The 21,826-nt window shown below is 60.7% G+C and carries 17 protein-coding genes; 6 read left to right on the top strand and 11 right to left on the bottom strand.

What is annotated here, in order from left to right; genetic code table 11:
• Positions 1-24: 24 nt before the first annotated feature.
• Both GOB90_RS13945 and GOB90_RS13940 read right to left on the bottom strand, forming a co-directional pair.
• A complete protein-coding gene (locus GOB90_RS13945) occupies positions 25-1,428 on the bottom strand; it encodes a glutamate--cysteine ligase (protein ID WP_146889566.1) in 1,404 nt (467 codons plus the stop codon).
• A gap of 76 nt (positions 1,429-1,504) precedes the next feature.
• The gene (locus GOB90_RS13940; protein WP_146889563.1) at positions 1,505-2,284 is read right to left on the bottom strand and encodes a 16S rRNA (uracil(1498)-N(3))-methyltransferase; all 780 of its coding nucleotides are present in this window, start codon (positions 2,282-2,284) and stop codon (positions 1,505-1,507) included.
• Positions 2,285-2,463: 179 nt separating this feature from the next.
• On the opposite strand from GOB90_RS13940, the gene ubiA reads away from it, so the two are divergent.
• From ubiA to GOB90_RS13925, 3 genes are all read left to right on the top strand, one after another.
• Entirely contained in the window at positions 2,464-3,390 is a 927-nt protein-coding gene (gene ubiA, locus GOB90_RS13935) for a 4-hydroxybenzoate octaprenyltransferase (RefSeq protein WP_146889560.1), read from the top strand.
• A gap of 574 nt (positions 3,391-3,964) precedes the next feature.
• Positions 3,965-4,264 carry a hypothetical protein gene (locus GOB90_RS13930; RefSeq protein ID WP_146889557.1) on the top strand — a complete coding sequence of 100 codons (300 nt, stop codon included), beginning with the start codon at positions 3,965-3,967 and terminating at the stop codon, positions 4,262-4,264.
• 310 nt (positions 4,265-4,574) lie between these two features.
• Entirely contained in the window at positions 4,575-5,834 is a 1,260-nt protein-coding gene (locus GOB90_RS13925; protein WP_146889554.1) for a DEAD/DEAH box helicase, read from the top strand.
• Between the two features lie 112 nt (positions 5,835-5,946).
• On the opposite strand, the gene bioD is transcribed toward GOB90_RS13925, so the two are convergent.
• The 3 genes from bioD to GOB90_RS13910 are packed head-to-tail and all read right to left on the bottom strand — an operon-like array spanning position 5,947 to position 9,234.
• A complete protein-coding gene (gene bioD / locus GOB90_RS13920; protein WP_146889551.1) occupies positions 5,947-7,410 on the bottom strand; it encodes a dethiobiotin synthase in 1,464 nt (487 codons plus the stop codon).
• On the bottom strand, positions 7,400-8,044 hold the full coding sequence (locus GOB90_RS13915; protein ID WP_146889548.1) for an alpha/beta fold hydrolase: 645 nt from the start codon (positions 8,042-8,044) through the stop codon (positions 7,400-7,402). The genes bioD and GOB90_RS13915 overlap by 11 nt, the downstream gene beginning before the upstream one ends.
• Positions 8,044-9,234: an aminotransferase class I/II-fold pyridoxal phosphate-dependent enzyme gene (locus tag GOB90_RS13910; RefSeq protein ID WP_146889665.1), complete on the bottom strand. Its 1,191-nt coding sequence runs from the start codon at positions 9,232-9,234 to the stop codon at positions 8,044-8,046. The genes GOB90_RS13915 and GOB90_RS13910 overlap by 1 nt, the downstream gene beginning before the upstream one ends.
• Positions 9,235-9,539: 305 nt before the next feature.
• On the opposite strand from GOB90_RS13910, the gene GOB90_RS13905 reads away from it, so the two are divergent.
• Positions 9,540-10,799 carry an adenosylmethionine--8-amino-7-oxononanoate transaminase gene (locus tag GOB90_RS13905; RefSeq protein WP_146889545.1) on the top strand — a complete coding sequence of 420 codons (1,260 nt, stop codon included), beginning with the start codon at positions 9,540-9,542 and terminating at the stop codon, positions 10,797-10,799.
• Between the two features lie 42 nt (positions 10,800-10,841).
• On the opposite strand, the gene GOB90_RS13900 is transcribed toward GOB90_RS13905, so the two are convergent.
• The 4 genes from GOB90_RS13900 to acnA all read right to left on the bottom strand — a co-directional run bounded on the left by GOB90_RS13900 (position 10,842) and on the right by acnA (position 16,898).
• Positions 10,842-11,738 (bottom strand): LysR family transcriptional regulator, encoded by an 897-nt coding sequence (locus tag GOB90_RS13900; protein WP_146889542.1) that lies wholly within the window; start codon positions 11,736-11,738, stop codon positions 10,842-10,844.
• Positions 11,739-11,864: 126 nt separating this feature from the next.
• Complete coding sequence (locus tag GOB90_RS13895; RefSeq protein ID WP_173572103.1) at positions 11,865-13,385, bottom strand: ABC transporter substrate-binding protein/permease; 1,521 nt, start codon at positions 13,383-13,385, stop codon at positions 11,865-11,867.
• Entirely contained in the window at positions 13,382-14,173 is a 792-nt protein-coding gene (locus GOB90_RS13890) for an amino acid ABC transporter ATP-binding protein (protein WP_146889662.1), read from the bottom strand. Before GOB90_RS13890 ends, GOB90_RS13895 begins: the two co-directional genes overlap by 4 nt.
• A gap of 28 nt (positions 14,174-14,201) precedes the next feature.
• Positions 14,202-16,898: an aconitate hydratase AcnA gene (gene acnA / locus GOB90_RS13885; RefSeq protein ID WP_146889539.1), complete on the bottom strand. Its 2,697-nt coding sequence runs from the start codon at positions 16,896-16,898 to the stop codon at positions 14,202-14,204.
• A gap of 236 nt (positions 16,899-17,134) precedes the next feature.
• Here acnA and ccmA point away from each other — a divergent pair, with 236 nt between their 5' ends.
• Together ccmA and ccmB are read left to right on the top strand one after the other, a co-directional pair.
• Positions 17,135-17,788: a heme ABC exporter ATP-binding protein CcmA gene (gene ccmA, locus GOB90_RS13880; RefSeq protein ID WP_146889536.1), complete on the top strand. Its 654-nt coding sequence runs from the start codon at positions 17,135-17,137 to the stop codon at positions 17,786-17,788.
• Positions 17,770-18,459, top strand: a complete 690-nt coding sequence (ccmB, locus tag GOB90_RS13875) for a heme exporter protein CcmB (protein WP_242012041.1) — start codon at positions 17,770-17,772, stop codon at positions 18,457-18,459. Before ccmA ends, ccmB begins: the two co-directional genes overlap by 19 nt.
• Positions 18,460-18,635: 176 nt before the next feature.
• Here the strand turns inward: ccmB and GOB90_RS13870 are convergent, their stop codons facing one another.
• Together GOB90_RS13870 and hpnH are read right to left on the bottom strand one after the other, a co-directional pair.
• Complete coding sequence (locus tag GOB90_RS13870; RefSeq protein ID WP_146889533.1) at positions 18,636-19,925, bottom strand: hemolysin family protein; 1,290 nt, start codon at positions 19,923-19,925, stop codon at positions 18,636-18,638.
• A 92-nt stretch (positions 19,926-20,017) separates the two neighbouring features.
• Positions 20,018-21,217 (bottom strand): adenosyl-hopene transferase HpnH, encoded by a 1,200-nt coding sequence (gene hpnH / locus GOB90_RS13865; protein ID WP_146889530.1) that lies wholly within the window; start codon positions 21,215-21,217, stop codon positions 20,018-20,020.
• Between the last annotated feature and the right edge of the window lie 609 nt (positions 21,218-21,826).

The raw sequence follows: 21,826 nt of genomic DNA, 5'->3' as shown, positions 1-21,826 counted from the left end.
GCGATGGCGGAAGTCTCACGCCGCTCAGACTTCCGCTTCAGACAGAATCCGCGATGTATCCCCGGCCCACGGCCCCTCATATCGGGCAAGCCAGTGTTCAGCCTGGGTCGCCCCCCCGGCGGCAATGGCAAAAAGAGGCGCGAGACAGACCGTCTCATCGCGCCCGTCAGCATCACGCAGATCCCTGCCACGCAAACCATCGGCAGCGATCGCTACCATACGCGCTGCCACGTCCCGTACCGTCCCCGCGCCAAACGGCGTTTCAAGCCCCCGTGCGGGAACATCGCCCCGCAACGTCCGGTAACTTTCATAATCATGCTCACGCACCAGAGCCTCAGCGGCGGACAGGGCGGCATCATCGTACAAAAGCCCGGTCCACAGCGCCGACTGCGCCAGCATCATCTCCGGTGAACCCGCATCCGCCCCACGCATTTCGAGGAACGTCTTAAGCCTCACATCCGGAAACACGGTCGTCAGATGGTCCTCGAAATCTCCGATCGTCGGCGTAAACCCGTCAAGACCGTCCTGCCGCTCGCCAGCCAGCCAGGCCCGGAACGAACGCCCGGCCACATCAATCAACTTTCCATCGCGCACGATAAAATACATCGGAACATCAAGCGCCCATTCGACATAGGACGCGAAACCGAAATCATCCCGGAAGCAGATCTCAGGCATCCCTGACCGGGCGTTGTCCGTATCGGTCCATATCCGCGCGCGATTGGACAGCCAGCCATTCGGCCTGCCCTCATAAAAAGGAGAATTGGCAAACAACGCCGTCGCGACCGGCTGCAACGCCAGCGAAACCTTCATCTTCCGCGCCATGTCCGTTTCAGACGCAAAATCGAGATTGACCTGCACCGTGCAGGTCCGCTGCATCATATCAAGCCCGAGCGAACCGACTTTCGGCATGTAGTTCCGCATAATCGCATAGCGACTTTTCGGCATCCACGGCAGCTCCGCGCGCGTGGCCAGCGGATGAAATCCAAGCGGCGCAAAGCCCAGCCCAAGCTTCCTGGCCGGCCCGCGCAACGCCCTGAAATGCCGCGAAAATTCATCGGCCGTCTCATGAAGCGTCGCCAGAGGCGCGCCCGACAACTCGAACTGACCCGCGGGCTCCAGGGAGATCGCCCCACCCTGGTTGTCGCCCTGCCCTTTCAGGCCAATAATCGGTTTGCCGTCGAAAATAGCCGTCCAGTCGCCCTGCGCCTCCATCGCCAGAAGCAGCGCTTCAATGCCGTCAGGCGCATAGGCCGGCGCGGAAAAAGCCGGACGCCCGGGCCGGGCCGACTCAGGACGAACGAACCCAAACTTTTCATGCTCCGTGCCGATCCGCCAGGCGTCCCGGGGTTTGCAGCCCGCCGCCAGTACGTCCACGAGCTCCTTTGTGGACACAACGGGGCGAACATCCTCGTCAGCGGGATTTGACATCGGCGCAACAGCTTCCAGTCAGGGCAAACAATGGCCGGTCGGGGTGGAAATGCCCACTCCGACCGGCCACCGCGCCTCAGGCGTTTCGGATCCGGGAATCGAACAGAGCGAGCGCAGCGGCAACAGCCGTTCCGGCACGCAGAATCCTGTTGCCCAGTGTTATGGGCGTAACAAAGGGGCGGGCAAGCATGGCGTCAAGTTCCGCGGCACCGAACCCGCCTTCAGGACCGATGAGAATCCCGTCCCCGATGCAGGCTTCAGAAAACACATCTTTGCTTTTCTGTGTGATTTTATCGGCAGATTCCCGCTCACAAAGTCTTTCAACAGCGGCAAACAGACGATTGTTCTCCGGCCACGCCCCCAGGAACTCCATAAACCGGACAGGCTCCGCAATGTCCGGCACGCTCAGTCGCTCGCACTGCTCCGCCGCCTCGGTCGCAATCGATTCGAGACGACTGCCATTCACACGCTGCCCGACAGTCCGTTCCGTAATGAGCGGAATAAACCGCCGGACACCCAGCTCCGTTCCCATACGGATGACCAGATCCGTCGCATCCCGTTTGAGCAGCGCAAAGGCCAGCACCGGCCCCTCTTCCGTCTCGGGAGAACGCAGCCTCCGCTCAGGCGAGAACGCACCCTGATCGCGGCGCAGACCGGCAATCCGGGCCAGCCACTCTCCATCGCGCTCATTGAAAAGACGAACCTCGTCGCCCTCTTTGCGCCGCATGACCGTCCCCAGATACCGCGCCTGCTCCGGAGACATCGGACAGACTGCCCCGGCCTCCAGAACGCATGACCGGTCTTCCACCCCCCCGGGAGAGACAAACAGACGCGGCAGCGTGTGCAGTGTCGACATCAGCTTTATCCCCCCGCCCACAGCTTTCATTGCGCCCGAAATCCGTCGCCCATTGACCACGACAGATCCAGTCCCCATCAATCGGTCGCATTTCGGCGGGATCAGCCCGCCGGTCAAGCCTGCCGATACGAATCGTCAACCGATCCGCATCTTCTATACTACAAGCCGGAGAGAGCGCGGTGCCGAGCCCTGTCACCCCCCATACCGACATTCGCACCACGGGATGGATCGCCCGTCTCCCGCCATCAATACGCCCGTACGCTCTTCTTGCCCGCCTGGACCGGCCCGTCGGCACCTGGCTCCTCTTCCTTCCCGGCGCCTGGGGAATCCTCCTGCCAGACGCAGGCGGCGCCATCCCGCCCGGCGAACGTCTGCGCCTTCTGGCCCTCTTCGGGATCGGCAGCATCGTGATGCGATCCGCCGGATGCGTCGTCAACGATATGTGGGACCGCGACATAGACCGGCAGGTCGCCCGCACAGCCGGCAGACCCCTCGCATCGGGCGCCCTGCGTATGCGCCACGCCGCCTTTTTTCTCGTCGCCCTTCTCTTCGCCGGCCTCCTGATCCTGCTTCAGCTGAACCCGCTCACACAACTGCTTGGCGCCTCCTCCCTGATCCTTGTCGGCCTCTACCCGCTCGCCAAACGGTACACCTGGTGGCCGCAACTGGTCATGGGATTCACCTTCGGCTTCGGAGCCCCGATGGGTTACGCGGCAGTCACGGACCGCTGCGACCTGGCCCAGGCCGCCCTCTATCTCGCGACGATCCTCTGGCAGCTCGGCTTCGATACGATCTACGGGTTCCAGGATATGGACGACGATGCCCGCATCGGCGTGAAATCCACCTCACGCCTCATGGCCGGGCAGGCCCGGGCCTTCACAGGATTATGCTACGGCGCGGCCGGCTGCGCTCTGCTCGGCGCCGGGGCGCTCGCTCATACCGGGCCGTGGTTTTATCCCGTCGCATTGCTTTGCGTCGGAATCCTCCTGAAACAGGCGGCCTCGGTCAATCCCGGAGACCCCGCCCTTTGCCTCGCGCAGTTCCGGGCGAACCGGAATATCGGACTCGGCATCATGCTGGCCTGCGTCGCGGGACAGGCGGGCTGAGGCATCTCAGCCGTTCGCAGGCCGCCGCATAAAAAACACAGAGTTCCGGATTCTCCCGTGCGCCCCGCATTGAAACGACCGCGGAACCCGAACTCCATACCCAGACACGCATCAGGTAAAACCTCACATAATGAAGTAATACCCGCACTGAAGCCTTTATAATACAACGTTTTTCAATTCATGTCGGAACCTTCTCCAGGTAACCGCCCGAGCATCGGGACATCTCGGCCAAACCCAAAATTAAGTCTGATTTTTCAAGGTAATAGCACAATACATAGAATTTAAACGTGTTACGAAAGACTCTGCGTCCGTCTTTTTTTTAATTATATAGCGTCATTTTATATACATAATATCATAAAATAAATCTTCTTATTCCATAATAAATTTTCAATTATCGAAATGTCGAATGCCATTCCTGTTCTTTAATAACAAATACAAAAAATTTTTTTCCACTCAAAATTATTGCAACACATGAGGTCACGTTAATGAATCGTTAATTCTCAGCTTCGCTTTTCAGCAGGTATCGGAATAATGAGGCCGTTCACCCATTCACGGCAAACAAGAGAGAGTATTTATGCCTCGCGCCCTGACTTGGTCACCTGACCTGGACGAAAAACTTGTCTTTCTTCTTGATAAAAAGAAGATGACTCTCCGAAATGCTGCAAAAATTCTGGGAGTAAGTCGGAGCTTTATTCATCGCAGATCGCAAAAAATGCAGCACAATATTCATTTCAGAACATGCAGTACTGCCCGCGAGCAGGCAGGACTTGAGCCGCTGGCCGTCGGACATCCGATCAGCTGGAGAGCAATCGAGACACGGAGACAATCAATGCTGCGGGCAGAACCACTACATTATCAGGCCAAAGTCGCCTGACGCATGTCTCAGGCTGAGAAAATCAGGAGCTTTGACTTTTACCGGTAAAAACATTGTTTAACCGGAAGCAGATGTAAGACACAGCCTGATCTGGCATCTCCGCCCCTCATCGGAGGAGTCAAACCAGACAGACCGGAATGGTGAACACCAGGCGTCTGTGAAAACATCGGGGTTCACAGACAGAGCGGACGTCACAAAACGTGGCGTCCGCGCCCGTGTTTTGGCATATGCGTCGGCAGTGTTCATCCAGATGACCGACTTTTGCTCAAAGTCACATCAGTTTTCCACCGCTCTGTTCAGGAATTGCCGCATGTCCCCCGGATCTGTTTCTTCACCTCCCGACCGGTCCGGCAACCAGAAACCCTCCCCGTTCGTCGATCTGGGACTAAGCGCTAAACTCGCCGATCGCGCGGCAAAAGCCGGCCTTGTGACCCCGACCCCCATTCAGAACGTCGCCATAACAGCCCTCCTGTCAGGCCAGGATGCCCGGGTCATCGCTCCCACCGGAACAGGAAAAACAGCGTGCTACCTGCTGCCCGTTCTGGAAATGGTAAGCCGGAAAAAAAATACGACAGCCCTCATTATCGTGCCAACACGGGAACTGGCCCGGCAGGTCGCGGAAATGGGCCGCCATCTCGCGCCCACTCCCTCCCTGAATCCCTTTGCCGTCTACGGGGGCGCCCATGAAGTGCAGGCAGACACCCGGTCACGACGCAAACCACAAAAACCGGAAACAGACCCCGAGGACGGCATGCCCCCCGCCGACACCCGGATCATCGTTGCCACACCCGGTCGCCTGCTCGACCTCCTGCGCGCCGAGCGCATCGACCTCGCCTCATGCCGTCATCTCGTCCTGGATGAGGGAGACCGGCTGATGACCGCCGAATTCCGGGACGAAATGCAGGCCATTCACGCCCTGCTGCCTCAGCAACGTCAGACCATCCTGGCATCAGCGACGCTGTCAGACGGAAGCGCCTCAGCCGCGCAGGATTTCTTACACAAGCCACAGCATATCGAACCTGCCGGAGGCACCAGGCCCTCCGTCCGGCAGGCCATCCTCTTTGTCGAACAGGGAGAAAAACAGGCGGCCGCCGAGGCCCTGCTCAGACGACACCCCGACCGCAGCGCGATCATCTTCGTCGCCACTCGCGAAGAAGCCGACACGCTCACACATCACCTGCGGAAACGCAGACTCAGCGCCGTCGTCCTGCACGGGCGCCTCACGCAGCCAACCCGAAACGCCGCCATCCACGATTTCGAAACCGGGACAGCCGCCATCCTGGTCGCAACCGATATTGCCGCCCGAGGCCTCGATATCGGCCAGGTCGGTCAGGTGATCAACATGGCGCCCCCCACACAGCCAGACACCTATCTGCACAGAATCGGCCGCACAGGTCGGGCTGGCCGGCCCGGCTGGGCCGCCACGCTGTGCGCGGCCACGGAACGCAAAACGATGCGCAAAATCGAAGCAGAACTCGGCCTCAAACTGGCAGTCCTGCCCGTCCCCCCGTTATCCCGACAAAGCCCCGCACCACATTCCCCGAAGCCCCGTCGTCAGGGCAGCCGATAACCATCCGGCTGAATGTCCCGTTCGCGGATCATCACCCTGAACCCGTTTCCTCATCTGTCCCGGCAGCAGACAGAAGGACGACGCGCACCGCAAAAACCAGACCACGCCGGTTTCAGTCTCTCCTCCCGGCAAAACAACGCGAAAGCCGCTCCACCGCTTCCGGTGTCACCTTTTCCACAAACGGCAACTCAGCCAGCACGCGCACTTTTCCATGCGCCTCGATCGCCGCCCGGTTGTCCGGGTTGAGTGGTCCGTTCAGCACAACCCCCAGGACGGCGATCCCCCGGGTTCTTAATGCGCCAAGACTGAGCAATGTATGATTGAGCGTGCCCAGCCCGCTGCGCGCCACAAGCACAACAGGCAGCCCGAAACGGGCCATGAGATCAATCATCATCACACCCGGCGTTCCGCACGCCGCGTCAGCCTCCGTCACAGGCACCATAAGACCCCCGGCCCCCTCCACCACAAGCGGCCTGAACCGGTCATCCTCCGGCAGCGCCAGACGTGCAAGATCGACCCGCCTGCCTTCCTTCCTCGCCGCGTCCTCCGGAGATAACGGCGCCAGAAACGTATCCCCGGGTGGCAGGATGCGCCCCGGACCGGCGCCGGTCAGACGCATGATTTCCGGCGTATCCCCGTCTTCTTCACACAGCCCCGTCTGAAGCGGTTTCCAGTACAAAGCCTCCCACGCCCTGACCAGACAGGCCGAAACAAAAGTCTTGCCCACGCCGGTATCCGTCCCCGTCACAAAGACCCCGGCCCTGGGCGGCATCCGAAACAGACCGTAAGCAATTTCCCACGTCATCGCCGCCCCGTCGGTATCGAACCGACACAGAACGCGACGCAGCCCCCCCGGCGCCAGCGGCCTGCTGCCCGCGCGAGGCGCCGTCGCGCCAATCCGCTGCAACCCTCTTAAAAAATTCAGCCCGCCACCCGTCTGCTCCAGAACCGTTTCAGCCACCCAGCGCCCGGACGCACAACGCGCAAGGCCCCCTTCATCCGCGCCCTCCGGCCACCCGGCCTCAAGCACGCGAAAAGCCGGATACCGGCGGATACCAGCCTCCGCTCCGACAGCTTCATGCGCCTGCCGCCACTCGGCAAAACTTCCTTCCGTCAGCGTCGAAACAGCCAGAAAACCATCCGCCGCCAGAAAACCGGCGAGCCCGTCAAGAACCTTTTCCCTGTCCGCCGCCCATTGCAGAACGAGATTGCCGCAAACCAGATCGAACATACCCCGCACAGCGTCAGCAGCGTCCGGTTCGGCCATATCCATGAGAGCAAAAGTAACGCCAGCCCCGCACCGACCCTCGGCGCGACCCAGCATCGCAGGCGCAATATCAGTCGCAATAATCTCCGCTTCCGGCCATCTCTCGCGCAGAAGCAGCGTCAGAGCCCCCGTCCCGCAGCCGAACTCCAGAATGCGCCCCGGCTTCTTCCCGCCGAATGCCAGCTCGATATGCCGCATCAGCCGACCAGCCGTCAGCCGCTGAACTGAAGCCGCCCCATCATAGTCAGCCGCCGCATCAAACCGCTCACCGATCCGCCACCGCTCACTCCGTCCGCCATCAGACCGCATGACGATGTCTCTCCATGGCGTCGCAGATAAACCGCACACACAGATCAGGCTCCGTCAGCGGCAAAAGATGCCCCCCCGACCGCGACCAGCTTATCCGATCAGCGGAAAAGCACGCCTCCGTCAGCGCAGGCGGTACGATCGCATCGTCCCGGCTGGCCAGCACCCCGGCCACCCTGTCCCGAAGCGCCCGCGCATCGCCATGCCGCAGCAAATGCAGCCCGCGTCGCAAACTCTCCGGCACCGGCAACCCCGCCGTTTCATCCGGCCCGCCGCTCAGACCGCAATTAACATGAAACTGCCGGACCACCGCGCCCGCATCCCGCCCCAGACCAGCCTCCATGCGCTCCAGAATACGAGGCGCCACGCCATCCGGGAAATCAGCCGCACGGGCAAAACGGGTAAAACCGTTTATCCCCAGGATCAGCGCCGACGCAGGCAGCACCCCGTGCGCCAGCAACCACAGCAGCCCCAGAGAATGACCCACCGCCACCACAAACTCGTCCGGCAACACACCCCGGGCGGCCCCATCGGAAAACCCAACATCAGGAACGCAGGTCTCATACCGGAGCCGTGCCGCCACCGGTTCCCAGAACCGCCGGTCAAATCCCCAGCCATGAATAAGAAGAACGCGCATCAGCCCGGCCCGCACTGCCGGATGATCGCATCGACAAGATGTTCAACCATTTCCTCATCATGTGCCGCCGAAAGCGTCACCCGCAGGCGACTCTCCCCCCTGGGCACCGTCGGCGGACGGATCGCCGCCGTGAGAAACCCTTCGGCTTCCAGTTTCCTCGCCGCCTCCATGGCTTCTTCCGCGCCGCCGATCATGACCGGAACAATCTGGGTCGATGACGCGCCGGTGCTGAACCCCGCTTCGGCCAGCAGGGTCCGCAACCTTTCCCCATGCCGCGCCACTCGCTCCCGTTCGGCCCCGAGCTCCGGCAACAGATCAAGCGCCGCATCCGCCGCCCCCAGCACCGAAGGCGGCAGGGACGTCGAAAAGACGAACCCGGACGCCGTATTGAGCAGCCAGTCACAAAGCGCCCGGGACCCCGCAATGCAGGCTCCCATGCCCCCCAGCGCCTTGCTGAACGTCCCCATCACCAGATGAACACCCCAGGGCGCCCCACCCGCCAGCCCGGCCCCGCCAGCCCCAAGCACACCTGTCGCATGCGCTTCATCCAGACAAAGAAAGGCCTCATATCGTTCCGCAAGAGCCGCGAGCGCGGGAATATCGGCCCGGTCACCATCCATGCTGAACACGCTTTCGGTCAGAATTACCCGTAACCCGGGCTCATCGGCCCGACTCTCAAGAAGCGCCTCAAGATGCCCCAGGTCATTGTGCCGAAACCGGATCTGACGGACACCGGCCGCCGCGCAGCCCTGATGCAGACTGGCATGGTTCAGCCGGTCCGTGAAAACCAGCGGCATCGCCCCTGCCTGCTCCATGGACAACCGCGCCAGCGCCGGCACCAGCGACGCATTCGCCTGCCAGCCACTGGCAAACAAAAGCGCCGCCTCGCAGCCTTTCAGAGCGGCGAATTTCGCTTCCACCCGCTCATGCAGCGGACGCGTGCCGGTCACCAGACGGGACGCGCCGGACCCCGCGCCAAAACGACCCGCCCATTCGGCAGCCCGTTCAATCAGCGCGGGATGACAGGAAAGACCCAGATAGTCATTTGAAGAAAAGTCGATCAGACGCTGTCTGTCAGCCCGCTCCAGCAGAGCCGGACCAGCAGGGACAAAGGCACGCAGGCGCCGACGCCTGCTTTCAGCATCGAGATCCGCGAGCGCCTGCCGGAAAAGAGGATCAAACCGTGTCATCGCATCCTCGTGGTGCCGTAGCCAGACACGCGGGTCAATCACCGCCGCATCCCGGTCAGTCGATAAACAGACCGGTTCCCAAAAGCCCCCGGCCTCTGATGGGTTTCAGGGCAACACCCTGAGAAAAAATACCCCCGCCAAAACCACCATAACCGCCAAAAAAACTCAGCCCGCCTTCAGGAACACAGCCACACATTGTATAATAAACGAAGACCCACCTGATTATTCAGAACCACCCCGTCAGACCATCCGGACCCTGTCAGTGCGGACTCAGAGACCTGTTTCTTCTGTAACGGAATCACACCTTGCCCGATCCTGACTGGTACACATCCGGCCTCCCGCATATCTGGCTCCCCTACAGCCAGATGAAAATAGCCCCTCCCCCGCTGGCAGCCTGTTCAACGCAGGGCAGCCAGATCGAACTGGAAGACGGACGCACGCTGACCGACGGCGTCGCCGCCTGGTGGACCGCCTGCCACGGCTACAACCACCCGCACATCCGCGCCTGCGCGGAACAGCAGCTGGCCCGCATGCCGCATGTCATGTTCGGCGGCATGGTCCACGAACCCGCCCTGCGTCTCGCCTCCCGCCTGACAGCCCTCCTGCCCGGCGATCTCGATCACGTCTTCTATACGGATTCCGGTTCCGTCGCCGTCGAGGTCGCACTCAAAATGGCGATTCAATATCGGATCAACCGGGGCGAAACCGGACGCACCAGACTGCTCTCTTTCAAAGGCGGTTATCACGGCGACACCCTCGCCACGATGGCAATCTGCGACCCGGAAGAAGGCATGCACCATCTTTTCGCCGGCGTCATGCCATCGCAATATGTGGTCGATCTGCCCCGGGATGCGTCTTCCATAGCGGCATTCGAAGCCTTCCTCGCCACCCACGCGGACACAATCACCGCCATCGTCGTCGAACCGCTCATACAGGGCGCGGGCGGCATGCTCTTCCACTCGCCGGATGTCCTGCGCACCCTGCGACGCGCCGCCGACAAATACGGCCTCCTCCTGATCCTGGACGAAATCTTCACCGGCTTCGGACGAACCGGCTCCATGTTCGCCTGCGATCAGGCGGACATCGTGCCTGATATCATCACCCTCTCAAAAGCCCTGACCGGTGGCACCGTCGCCCTCGCCGCAACCGTCGCGCGGCGCCACATCTATGAAACGTTTCTGTCCGACAACCCCGAACACGCGCTCATGCACGGTCCGACCTTCATGGCCAACCCGTTCGCCTGCGCCTGCGCGAACGCATCACTGGATCTTTTCGAAAACGAGCCTCGCCTCGAACAGGTCGCAGCCCTGGAAACCGCCCTGCGCGAACAGCTCGAACCCTGTCGCAAACTTCCCGGCGTGCGGGACGTGCGGGTGATGGGCGCAACAGGCGTGGTCGAAATGGAGAAGATCGACGATCCCGCCACCCTGCGCACACGCTTCATCGCGGAAGGCGCATGGATCAGACCATTCCGGAATATCGTCTACCTGACACCGGCTTTCACCATTACAAACGATGAACTCAGACGCCTCACAGACGCCATTCACCGCGTGCTTTCAGCCTGATCCCGCAGCCTGATCCCGCAGATCCGGCCGCAACCCGGCCGCCTATTCCGACCTGAGAATCCCCGACGAAATTTCCACAAGGAAATCGAGGACAGTCCGCGTCCGCAAAGGCAGCGTCCTGGGGCCGGTGTGAACCGCATAAAGCGGCATCGGCGAAACACGCCAGTTCGGGAAAATATGGATCAGCTCACCCGAGGCAACCAGGTCCCGCACCTGAAACTCCGGCAACAGACCGATCCCGACCCCCGCCTGCACCGCATAAAGCGCCGCTTCGCTGCTGTTGGCCCGGAAAACAGTCGCCGGCGCAACAACGCTTTCCTCGCCATTACCGTAAAAATGCCAGTCCTGCCGACCACCACCATACGTATAAACAACACAGGGCTGATCAGCGAGATCCCGCGGATGCTCCAGAGGCCCCCCGGGGGTGAAGCACTTCGCGGACATCACCAGCGAGCGATGCACGGCCCCCAGCTTGCGGGCAATCAGCGAACCCTCCGCGATTTCCCCGACCCGGATCGCCAGATCGAGCCCTTCCTCAACCAGATCGCCAAACCCATCCCGCATGATCAGCTCGACAGACAGATCGGGATGCCGCTTCAGCAGATCGTTGATGCGTGACGTCAGATACAGCCCGAAAGCCGTTGTGACCCCAAGACGAACAAGACCCGAAACAGACGCCCGACGACGCCCGAGAACAGTCTCCGCCGTCTCAAGGATCTCCAGAACCTCATAGGCATGAGGAAGAAGACTGCGCCCGTCCTCCGTCATCATCAGGCTGCGTGTGGTCCGCGCGAACAGCGTCGTCCCGTAATGCGCCTCAAGCAGCGCAATATGCCGCGAAATCGTCGGCTGGCTCGCCCCCGTTTCACGCGATACCGCGGAAAACGAGCCCGTCGCCGCCACGCGAACGAAACTATGCAGGGCAGAAAGGAGATCCATCAGGTGCCGCCATGAGAGGAGTATGGAGCAATGATGACGAACAGTTTATTTATGCACAATATGACGGAAATGGAGTCCGCCATACCAAAAACGCATTGGCCTCCCACACCCTGAACCAGGTTCAGCTCAGTGACGCCCCCCGCGACGCTCACTCACCGCCAGCCGTCTCTCAGCCAGCTTCGCAAGCCTGACAAAAGGCAGTCCCAGCAGCAGATAAGCCGCCCCGACCATCAGACCCGGCCCGAAATAATCGAAATATGTGGATGACAGCCGCACATAAGTCTGGCTCAGCTCCGTCAGCGTGATGATACTGACAAGCGAAGAATCCTTGAGCAGCGATATAAAATCATTGGTCATGACAGGAACAACCACGCGAAACGCCTGCGGCACAACAACATACCGCAGCGCCTGCAAATGGGTCATGTTCAGCGCGGTGGCCGCTTCCATCTGCCCCCGGGCCACGGATTGCAGCCCGGCCCGATAATTCTCCGCCTCATAAGCCGCATAATTCATGCCAAGCCCGATAACCCCCGCCACAAAAGGCGAAAGCCGGATGCCGATACTCGGAAGACCGTAGAAAATAAACAGAATCTGAATCAGCAACGGTGTCCCGCGCACGATCTCAACATACAGCGTGGCCAGCGCCGCGAGCCAGGACGGCCCGTATCGACGCGTCAGAGCCAGAGCCAGCCCCATGCCCACGGCCAGAACCATGGCACAGCCCGATACCATGAGCGTCAGCAGCGCACCACGCCCGATCAGCGGCAAAAAACTCACATACCGGTAAAATCTCGCGGTCCACCCACGCGCCGGCGCCGTAGACGCAAGATAGTGCTCCCACTCGGTCGGCACGATGTTCGGAACGGAACGATCGCCGGTCCAGTCCGCCATCTCCGGCGTCCAGAGATTCCAGCGCGCCAGAATCCGGTGCAGAGCGCCATCCGCGATCATCGCCTGAAGCGCCTCGTCAACCCGGTGACGCAGCTCCTGATTCGCCCCCTTCCGGAAGGCAATGCCATACGCCAGATGACCGATCGGCGGCCCGACAATCCGGAAATCAGGGTCGGCCTCGCCATAATAAAGCGCAATCGGACCATCCAGCAGCACAGCATCCAGCCGGCTGTTCCGAAGGTCCGAAAACGCGTTGGACTCCTCGTCATAGGACCGCAGCGTCACGTCCGGCCGCGTCCGCAGCATCCGCTCGGCAAGCGTGTCTTTGATCGTGCCGACCGTATGACCGCCAAGCCGCTCGAACGAATCGAGTCCGGCCTGATCCCGCCGGACGACAATCCGCTCCGTCGTCATGTAATAAGGCCGGCTGAAATCCAGCGCCTCGACATGCTCCGGGGTCATCTCGATCCCGTCGGCAACCATGTCGTAAAAACCACGCTGAAGACCCGGTATCAGACCATCCCAGTCATTCTGGGTGAACTGCACCTCGCGCCCCAGCCGCCGCCCGATCTCCTGCATGATGTCATATTCAAATCCGACCATGTGGCTCTCTTCGGCCGGATCATGAAACGTAAACGGGACATTCGCCGTGCCGTCAGCCGCCCACCGCAGCGGCTCGTCCGCCCGCGCCGCCGCACCGAAAATAAAAAGCGCAAACGCGGCCAGCAGCACGGCCCGCCAGACCGGCTTTCTCACAGCGACGCTCCCAGAAATTCCCGTGTCCGGGAATCCTTCGGATTCAGATACATCTCATCGGGATCGGCGATTTCGATGATCTCGCCGCTTTCCATAAAGACAATCCGGTCGGAAGCCGCCCGCGCAAACCGCATGTCGTGCGTCACGACAATCTGCGTCATCCCCTCCCGGTCGAGCGCCCGCATGACCTCAAGCACCTCTTCCGCCACTCGCGGATCGAGCGCCGAAGTCGGCTCGTCGTACAACATCACATCCGGCCGCATGGCCAGAGCCCGCGCAATCGCCGCGCGCTGCTGCTGCCCGCCCGAAAGCGTCGCCGGATAGCGCAGGGCCGCCGCCTCCAGCCCGACCTTGGCCAGCAGTTCTCTCGCCTCGGATTCAATCACGGACGGCGCGACATGCTTCACCACACGCGGCGCCAGCATCACATTGTCCAGCACCGTGCGATGCGGAAACAGATTGAAAGACTGAAAAACCATCCCGACATGAGCGCGAAGCTGATGCGCCTGCGCCTCGTCGGAGGAACGCCACGGACCCTCGTTGCGGCGAATGCTGTCATCCGCAATCGTTACCGTCCCGCTGTCCGGAATTTCCAGGAAATTAAGACAGCGCAGAAAAGTCGATTTTCCGCATCCCGAAGGACCGATAATCGACACAAGCTCTCCCCGCTCAACCGTCAGCGAGACATTGCGAAGAACCTTATGTGAATCGAAGGATTTACAGATCGATTCCGCACGCAGAACCGTCTCAACGCAAAAAGCCGGCCCGGTTTCCACCGGGCCGGCAATTTCACGATCGTCGTATGACGGATGTGTCTCAGGCAGCCTTAAGCATCCCACGAAGGACATAATGAAGAATACCACCATGCCGGTAATATTCGACCTCGTCCAGAGTATCGATGCGGCAGAGCAGAGGCACTTCCTCGGTCTTTCCATCAGGACGGTGAATGACCATCGTCACGTCCATACGCGGGGTGATCTTCTCAAGCCCCTTGATGTCGATGACTTCATCACCCTTCAGGCCGAGTGTCTTGCGTGTCGTGCCTTCCTTGAAGAGCAGCGGCAGAACGCCCATGCCCACCAGGTTGGACCGATGAATACGCTCGAAACTCTCCGCGATCACGGCTTTCACGCCGAGCAGCAGAGTGCCCTTAGCCGCCCAGTCACGGGACGAACCCATGCCGTATTCCTTGCCGCCAAAGACGGCCAGAGGCACGTGCTCTTTCTTATATTCCATGGCCACATCGTAGATGAAGCCTTCCTTGCCATCGGGGAAATGCTTTGAAAGCCCGCCCTCTGTGCCCGGAAGCATCTCGTTCTTGATGCGGATGTTGGCAAACGTGCCACGCACCATGATCCGGTCGTTACCACGACGTGACCCGTAGGAGTTGAAGTCCTTCGGCTGAACCCCATGCTCCATCAGATACTTGCCGGCAGGCGAGTCCTTCTTGATCGCACCGGCCGGAGAGATGTGATCGGTCGTGATGTTGTCGCCAAGCACAGCGAGAATGCGCGCGCCGGAGATATTGCCGCCGCCCTTACCGGGATCAACCGGCATGTGCTTGAAGTACGGAGGGTCCTGCACGTAGGTCGATTTCGGATCCCACTTGTAGGTCTCGGAACCTGTCGCAACCTTAAGCTCCTGCCACTCCTTCGTGCCCTTCGACACGTCCTTGTAGCGCTTGATGAACTCTTCGCGGTTGATCGACGAGCCCATGAGCGCGGCAATCTCTTTGTTCGTCGGCCAGATATCCTTCAGGTAAACCGGCTTGCCGTCCCTGGACGTGCCGAGCGGCTCCTTCGTGATGTCCTTGCGCATCGTGCCAAGCAGCGAATACGCGACGACAAGCGGCGGGCTGGCGAGATAGTTGGCACGCACGTTCGGGGAAATACGTCCCTCGAAGTTACGGTTGCCCGAAAGCACCGAAACCGCCACCAGCTTGTTGTTCTCGATCGCGTCAACAATGTCGTCAGCCAGCGGACCGGAGTTACCAATGCAGGTCGTGCAGCCATACCCAACGGTGTTGAAGCCCAGCGCATCCAGATCCTGAGTGAGATCCGCGCGGTTCAGATAGTCCGTGACAACCTGCGATCCAGGCGCCAGCGACGTCTTCACCCATGGCTTCGGCTTCAGACCAAGCGCCCGCGCCTTACGCGCCACCAGACCGGCAGCGATCAGAACAGCCGGGTTGGAAGTGTTGGTGCAGGACGTAATCGCCGCGATCACCACGTCACCATGGCCGATCTCGTAGTTCGTGCCAGCGACCTTCGCTTTTTTATCGATGTCGTTCGCTGCAACACCCAGACCGGAAACCAGCTCTTTTTCGAAAGCTGTCGTCGCATCCGTCAGAACCACACGATCCTGAGGCCGCTTCGGACCGGAAATCGAAGGAACAACCGTCCCCAGGTCGAGTTCCAGAACAGAGGTAAACACAGGCTCGGCCGTCTCGGAGGTGCGGAACATCCCCTGAGCCTTGTAGTATTCCTCAACCAGCTTCAGGCGATGCGCGTCACGACCGGTCTCATGCAGATAATCAAGCGTCAGCTTATCGACCGGGAAGAAGCCGCAGGTCGCGCCATATTCCGGCGCCATGTTGGCAATCGTCGCGCGATCGGCAACCGGAAGATGGTCGAGAGCCGGGCCGAAGAACTCAACGAACTTCCCGACAACACCCTTCTTGCGAAGCATCTGCGTCACCGTCAGAACCAGATCGGTCGCGGTCGCACCCTCAGGCAGCTTGCCCGTCAGACGGAAGCCGATCACGTCCGGGATCAGCATGGCAATCGGCTGACCCAGCATGGCCGCCTCAGCCTCAATGCCGCCAACACCCCAGCCCAGCACGCCCAGCCCGTTGACCATCGTGGTGTGGGAATCGGTGCCGAACAGCGTGTCCGGATAAACATATTCCTTGCCGGCGACTTCCGCCGTCCAGGCCACCTGAGCGATGTGCTCGAGATTCACCTGATGGCAGATGCCGGTGTCAGGCGGAACAACCGAGAAGTTCTTGAAGGCTTCCTGACCCCAGCGAAGAAACGCATAGCGCTCGCCGTTACGGTCGAATTCAATGGTGATGTTTTCCTGCAGCGCGTCCTTGGTGCCATACACATCGACCATGACCGAGTGATCGATCACCAGGTTGACCGGCACCAGCGGGTTCACCTTGTCCGGGTTCCCCTTCAGCTCGACGATTCCATCGCGCATCGCGGCGAGATCGACGACCCCGGGAACACCGGTGAAATCCTGCATCAGAATGCGGGAAGGCTTGAACGGCACTTCTTTCGTGCTGCTGCCCTTGGGCAGCCACGCCGCGATCTTCCGCGCATCGTCCTGAGTGTAAGAACGCCCGTCCTCGAACCGCAGAATATTTTCAAGCAGCACTTTAAGGCTGACCGGCAGGCGGCTCACGTCGCCAATGGTCTTCTCAGCCTCAGGAATCGAGAAATAATGGTAGGTCTTGCCGTCAACCTTGAGCTCGCGCCCGGTTTTTAACGAATCGTGCCCAACCGCTTTCATGTAAACTTCCTCCGCGACAACAGCATCCCGCTGGCATGTCGATACCGGCAACGTCACATCGCGGTCTGCGATGCGCGCCTTTGCCCGGGACAGGCCCCGGTCGCCGGCTTGATCTCTGATCGGCGCTAGAACATACCGGCGAAGGGTCCGGGCACAAGCGCACCGGCGACCACGAGAACGCGAGCACACGCCTGAGCCGGGTTGTTTGCGGTCACAATTAAGGGATCACTCCGGTTTTGGCCGCGTCACACAACACTCCGGTCCTGAACGCAGAAAGCCTCTCCGTGTTCCGGGGCGAACGACTCGTTCTGGACAATATCTCCGTCAGCCTCGCCGCCGGAGACGCCGTCCTGCTCACCGGCCCGAACGGCGCCGGCAAATCCACACTGCTCCGCGTCCTGGCCGGATTACGCCGCCCGGATGCCGGACACCTGCTCTGGAACGGCACCGACATCCTCGCCGACCGGACCATGCACGCCGCGCATATTGCCTATCTCGGCCATCAGGACGCACTCAAACCCGGCCTGACCCTGTCCGAGAATCTCGCCCTCTTCTCCCGTGGCGAATCGCCGGAAGACGCCCTCGCGGATTTCGATCTGACCCATCTCGCGGATGTCCCCGTCCGGCTCCTGTCAGCCGGACAGAAACGCCGTGCCGCCCTGACCCGGATCATCATGGCCCGGGCACCGCTCTGGCTGCTGGATGAACCAAGCCTCGGCCTGGACATACACTCGGTCGGCAGACTCGGAACCGCGCTGACACGCCACCGCCAGGCGGGCGGCATAGTCATCGCCACCACCCATGTGCCGCTGCCACTGGATAACCCGCGTCAGCTCGCCCTGCCAGGCGCCCCGACCGGAAACCAGGCCTTATGGGAGGACCAGCCATGAACACCGGCAGCCTGTTCGCGGCGATCGTGGCGCGGGACCTGCGCCTGGCCCTGCGTCACGGCGCCGACACGCTCGGATCGGTGCTGTTCTTCATCCTCGCCGCCGCACTGTTTCCACTGGCCCTCGGCCCGTCGCCCGAACTGCTGCGCCGCATGGCCCCCGGCGTCATCTGGGTCTGCGCCCTGCTCGCCGCCCTGCTCCCGCTCGACCGCCTGTTCGGCTCCGAACTGGAGGACGGCTCGCTCGACCAGCTCCTGCTGCTCGGCCTGCCCCCCTCCCTGGTCGCCCTCGCCAAGATGGTGGCACACTGGCTCACAACCGGCCTCCCGCTCCTCGTCGCCGCCATCCCCATGGCCATGATGCTGGGCCTGCCAGGCGCCGCGCTGCCGATCCTGATGGCCGGCCTCATCCCCGGAACGCTCGTTCTCTCCCTCGTCGGCGGCATGGCCGCGTCCATCGTACTCGGCGCCAGACGCGGCGGCGTCCTGTTGCCGCTCCTCGTTCTGCCCCTCGTCACGCCCGCCCTGATCTTCGGCGCCGCCGCCGTCGATTCAGCGCGAACCGGCCTCGCATTCGCCCCCGACCTCGAACTGCTCCTCGCCTTCCTGCTCGGCGCCCTGCCACTCTGCCCCCTCGCCGGAGGAGCGGGCTTGCGGGCAGCGGCGGAATAACCAGCCCCGGTTCCGGTCCCCATTCCTCTGGCCGCAGAGGATATGATTTTTTTTTGCAGGCAAGCATCAGCCAGGCTCTGCCCGGAACCCGGCAGGGACCGCAGACCCCTGCACCCCGATTCAGGCCCACGGCCTCTCGTGAGCTTCAGGGCAAAGCCCAGAGAAAAAACAGACCCTCAGTTCTCAGCCAGGGCCTGCCGGCTTGCCCGAACCCGCGTGACACGCCGGCCATCCATTTCCAGCACCTCGAACAGCCAGCCGGAAAAGACCACCTTGTCCCCAACCGCCGGCACACGCCGCAACAGAGCGAGAATCAACCCGCCAAGCGTGTGATAATCCCCTTCGCCCGGCAATTCGCCGAGACTCAGACGATCCTTCACTTCGTCAGCCGGCTCCGCGCCTTCCAGAATGACAACATCACCCGCCTTCGCCGCAAGAACAGTATGCTGGCCATGCTCGTTCACCTCACCGACAATCGCCTCGAAGAGATCGGACGCCGTGACGATCCCCTCGAATGAACCGTATTCGTCAACCACCAGAGCAATACCAAGTGGTATAGACCGCATCCGCTCAAGCATATCGAGCGCGGAAATGGTGTCCGGCACAACAACAGGCTGACGAAGACCCGCCTCTATCGAAACCGGCATCCCGTCGAGAAGCCGGTCCAGCATATCGCGCGCCAGAATCACCCCGACAGGGTTGTCGACACCCCCCTCACAAACGACAAGCCGCGAATAGGTCGTCGAGCGCAAAGTGGAGACCAGCATATCCCGCCCGGCATGCCGCTCGATCCAGCTGATCTCATTACGCGGCGTCATGATGGCGCGCACCGGACGATCAGCCAGACGCAGAAGACGCTCGATCATGGTGCGTTCCTCATGCTCCAGAACGCCCGTCTGCGCGCCTTCCATCAGAACGGCCCGCAACTCCTCCTCTGTCAGCATCTGCTTGTCAGCCGGCGCCACACCCATCAGACGCAGCATCAGATTGGAAGACTGCCGGAGCAGCCACACAACCGGCCGCACAATGGTCGCCAGCAGATCCAGCGGCAGCGCCAGCCGCGCCGCAATCCGCTCCGGATACTGCAAAGCAAGCTGCTTCGGCACCAGCTCCCCGAGAACAAGCATCACACTGGTGATCGCCACCACCACGACAATCATCGAAATATCGGCAGCAAACGGCTTCAGAGCAGGAAACTGCTCCAGCCACGGCGTCAGCGCGGCTTCGATTTTTATGCCGCCAAAAGTGCCCTCAAGAATCGAGACAAGCGTCATCCCCACCTGAACAGTCGGCAGAAAACTCTGCGGATCATCCGCCAGCTTCAGGGCACGATCCGCTCCCCGCACACCCTGCCCATGCAGAATCACGAGTCGGGGGCGCTTTACCGAAATAAGTGCCAGTTCGCCCATTGCGAAGATGCCGTTGAGAACAACGAGAAGAAGAATAATGAAAATCGAAAGAGTCATGACACCCGAAAATGTACAAAAAAAGGGGCCGAACCGGCAGGTTCCGCCCCTTCTCTATCGCAGTATCGCCGGATTACCGAAGCCGGCGCAAATCAGTCAGCCGCATCCGCCGGAACCGCCGCATTCTGGTCAGCCGATGAACTGACGACCTTCGTGACACGCGGCATTCTCGCCGGCTTCTTCCGCGTCGAGATCTCCTTCATCTGCTCCTCAACCTGCTCGGCATAGATGTACTGAGCCGGCCGCTGATTCGCGAGGGAGATTTCGGGTGCCATCGGCTTCTCGGTCTCAGGACCGAACATCGCCACTTTCGCGATGTGCCAGGGACGACGGACAGCATCCATAACCGCCGTCGACTCGTAACCCGAGTGAACCATGCAGTCAGCGCATTTTTCGTAGTTACCCGTGCCGTAATCGTCCCACTTCGTGTCGCTCATCAGCTCATCGAAGGACTTCGCATAGCCTTCGCCAAGCAGATAGCACGGACGCTGCCAGCCAAAGACATTGCGCAGCGGCTTGCCCCATGGCGTGCAGTGATAGGTCTCGTTGCCGGCCAGGAAGTTCAGGAACAGCGGCGACTGCGTAAAGCGCCACTTGTGCCCTTTCCCGAGACGGAAAATATCACGGAAAAGCTGTTTGGTTTTCTGGCGGTTCAGGAAGTGCTCCTGATCCGGAGCGCGCTCGTAGGCATAGCCCGGCGCGGTCATGATGCCATCAACGCCCATCGCCATGACTTCGTCGAAGAACGAAGCGACACGCTTCGGATCGGCGCCGTCAAACAGGGTGCAGTTGATCGAAATCCGGAATCCCCGCGCTTTCGCCTTTTTGATCGCGGCAACAGCACGCTCATAAACGCCGTCCTGACAGACGGACGCGTCGTGCATGTCCTTGTCGCCGTCGAGATGCACATCCCAGGAAAAGAAAGGACTCGGCTCGTAATCGTCCATCTTCTTTTCGAGAAGAAGAGCGTTCGTGCATAGATAAACGTATTTCCTGCGGGCAATCAGCTCACGGGCGATCTGGGGCATCTCCTTGTGAAGAAGAGGCTCACCGCCGGCAATGGCGATCACCGGCGCGCCGGCTTCCGCATCCGCGTCCAGACATTCCTGCAAACTCAGACGCTGATTGAGGATCGCCGCAGGATAATCAATCTTGCCACAGCCCGCACAGGCAAGATTACACCGAAACAATGGCTCGAGCATGAGCACAAGTGGATAACGTTTCCGTCCGGTAATATGCTGCTTGACGACATATGCGCCGACCCGGACGGCCTGCATCAAAGGTACCGCCATTACGCTCTGCTCCTAAACCGGCATAACCGCCGACTGCCTGTCATGTTGCGGACATATATATGGCCATGTCCGTGATAAAGAATAGAAACCGTCTCGTGGCTCAGGCCTGCGGGCAACACATGGCCAGCGTGCGAATATACGGCACCACGATCGCTGAATGCGTCGGCTATAGGATAACCCCCTTCAGACACTCAAGACCTGATTCAGGATATGTTGCATTAATAACACACAAACAGGCCAATCGAAAAACTGCGCTTGTCAGAACAGAGAAAAGACGACCAACAGGACAGCCGGTTTCTGACCTGTTTTTTTATTCGCCTATTAAGGAATAAGCAGAAGGCCTTCTTTCGCTGCCTGGTTCTGCACAAATTCCGACGCCGCATAACCTGAATTCCCGGTTCTGCACGTCTTTCGGGCGAAACCAGACGGATGTGAACATCAATGGCTCATGGCAAGGCGGTTTCATCAACACCTGGTGGAACGATGCAGCAGGGTATTCCCTCTCGGGGACGTTTTCCGTTACTGGACCGGGTAGACTACCCGTCTGATTTACGGAATCTGTCGACCGACCAGCTGAAGCAGGTCGCGGACGAGCTTCGCTCCGAGACC

It is taken from the genome of Acetobacter oeni, from assembly GCF_011516825.1.
In the GTDB taxonomy this organism is placed as follows: domain Bacteria; phylum Pseudomonadota; class Alphaproteobacteria; order Acetobacterales; family Acetobacteraceae; genus Acetobacter; species Acetobacter oeni.
Note: the sequence above shows the minus strand (reverse complement) of the source record. Positions and strands in the feature narration are given on the sequence as shown.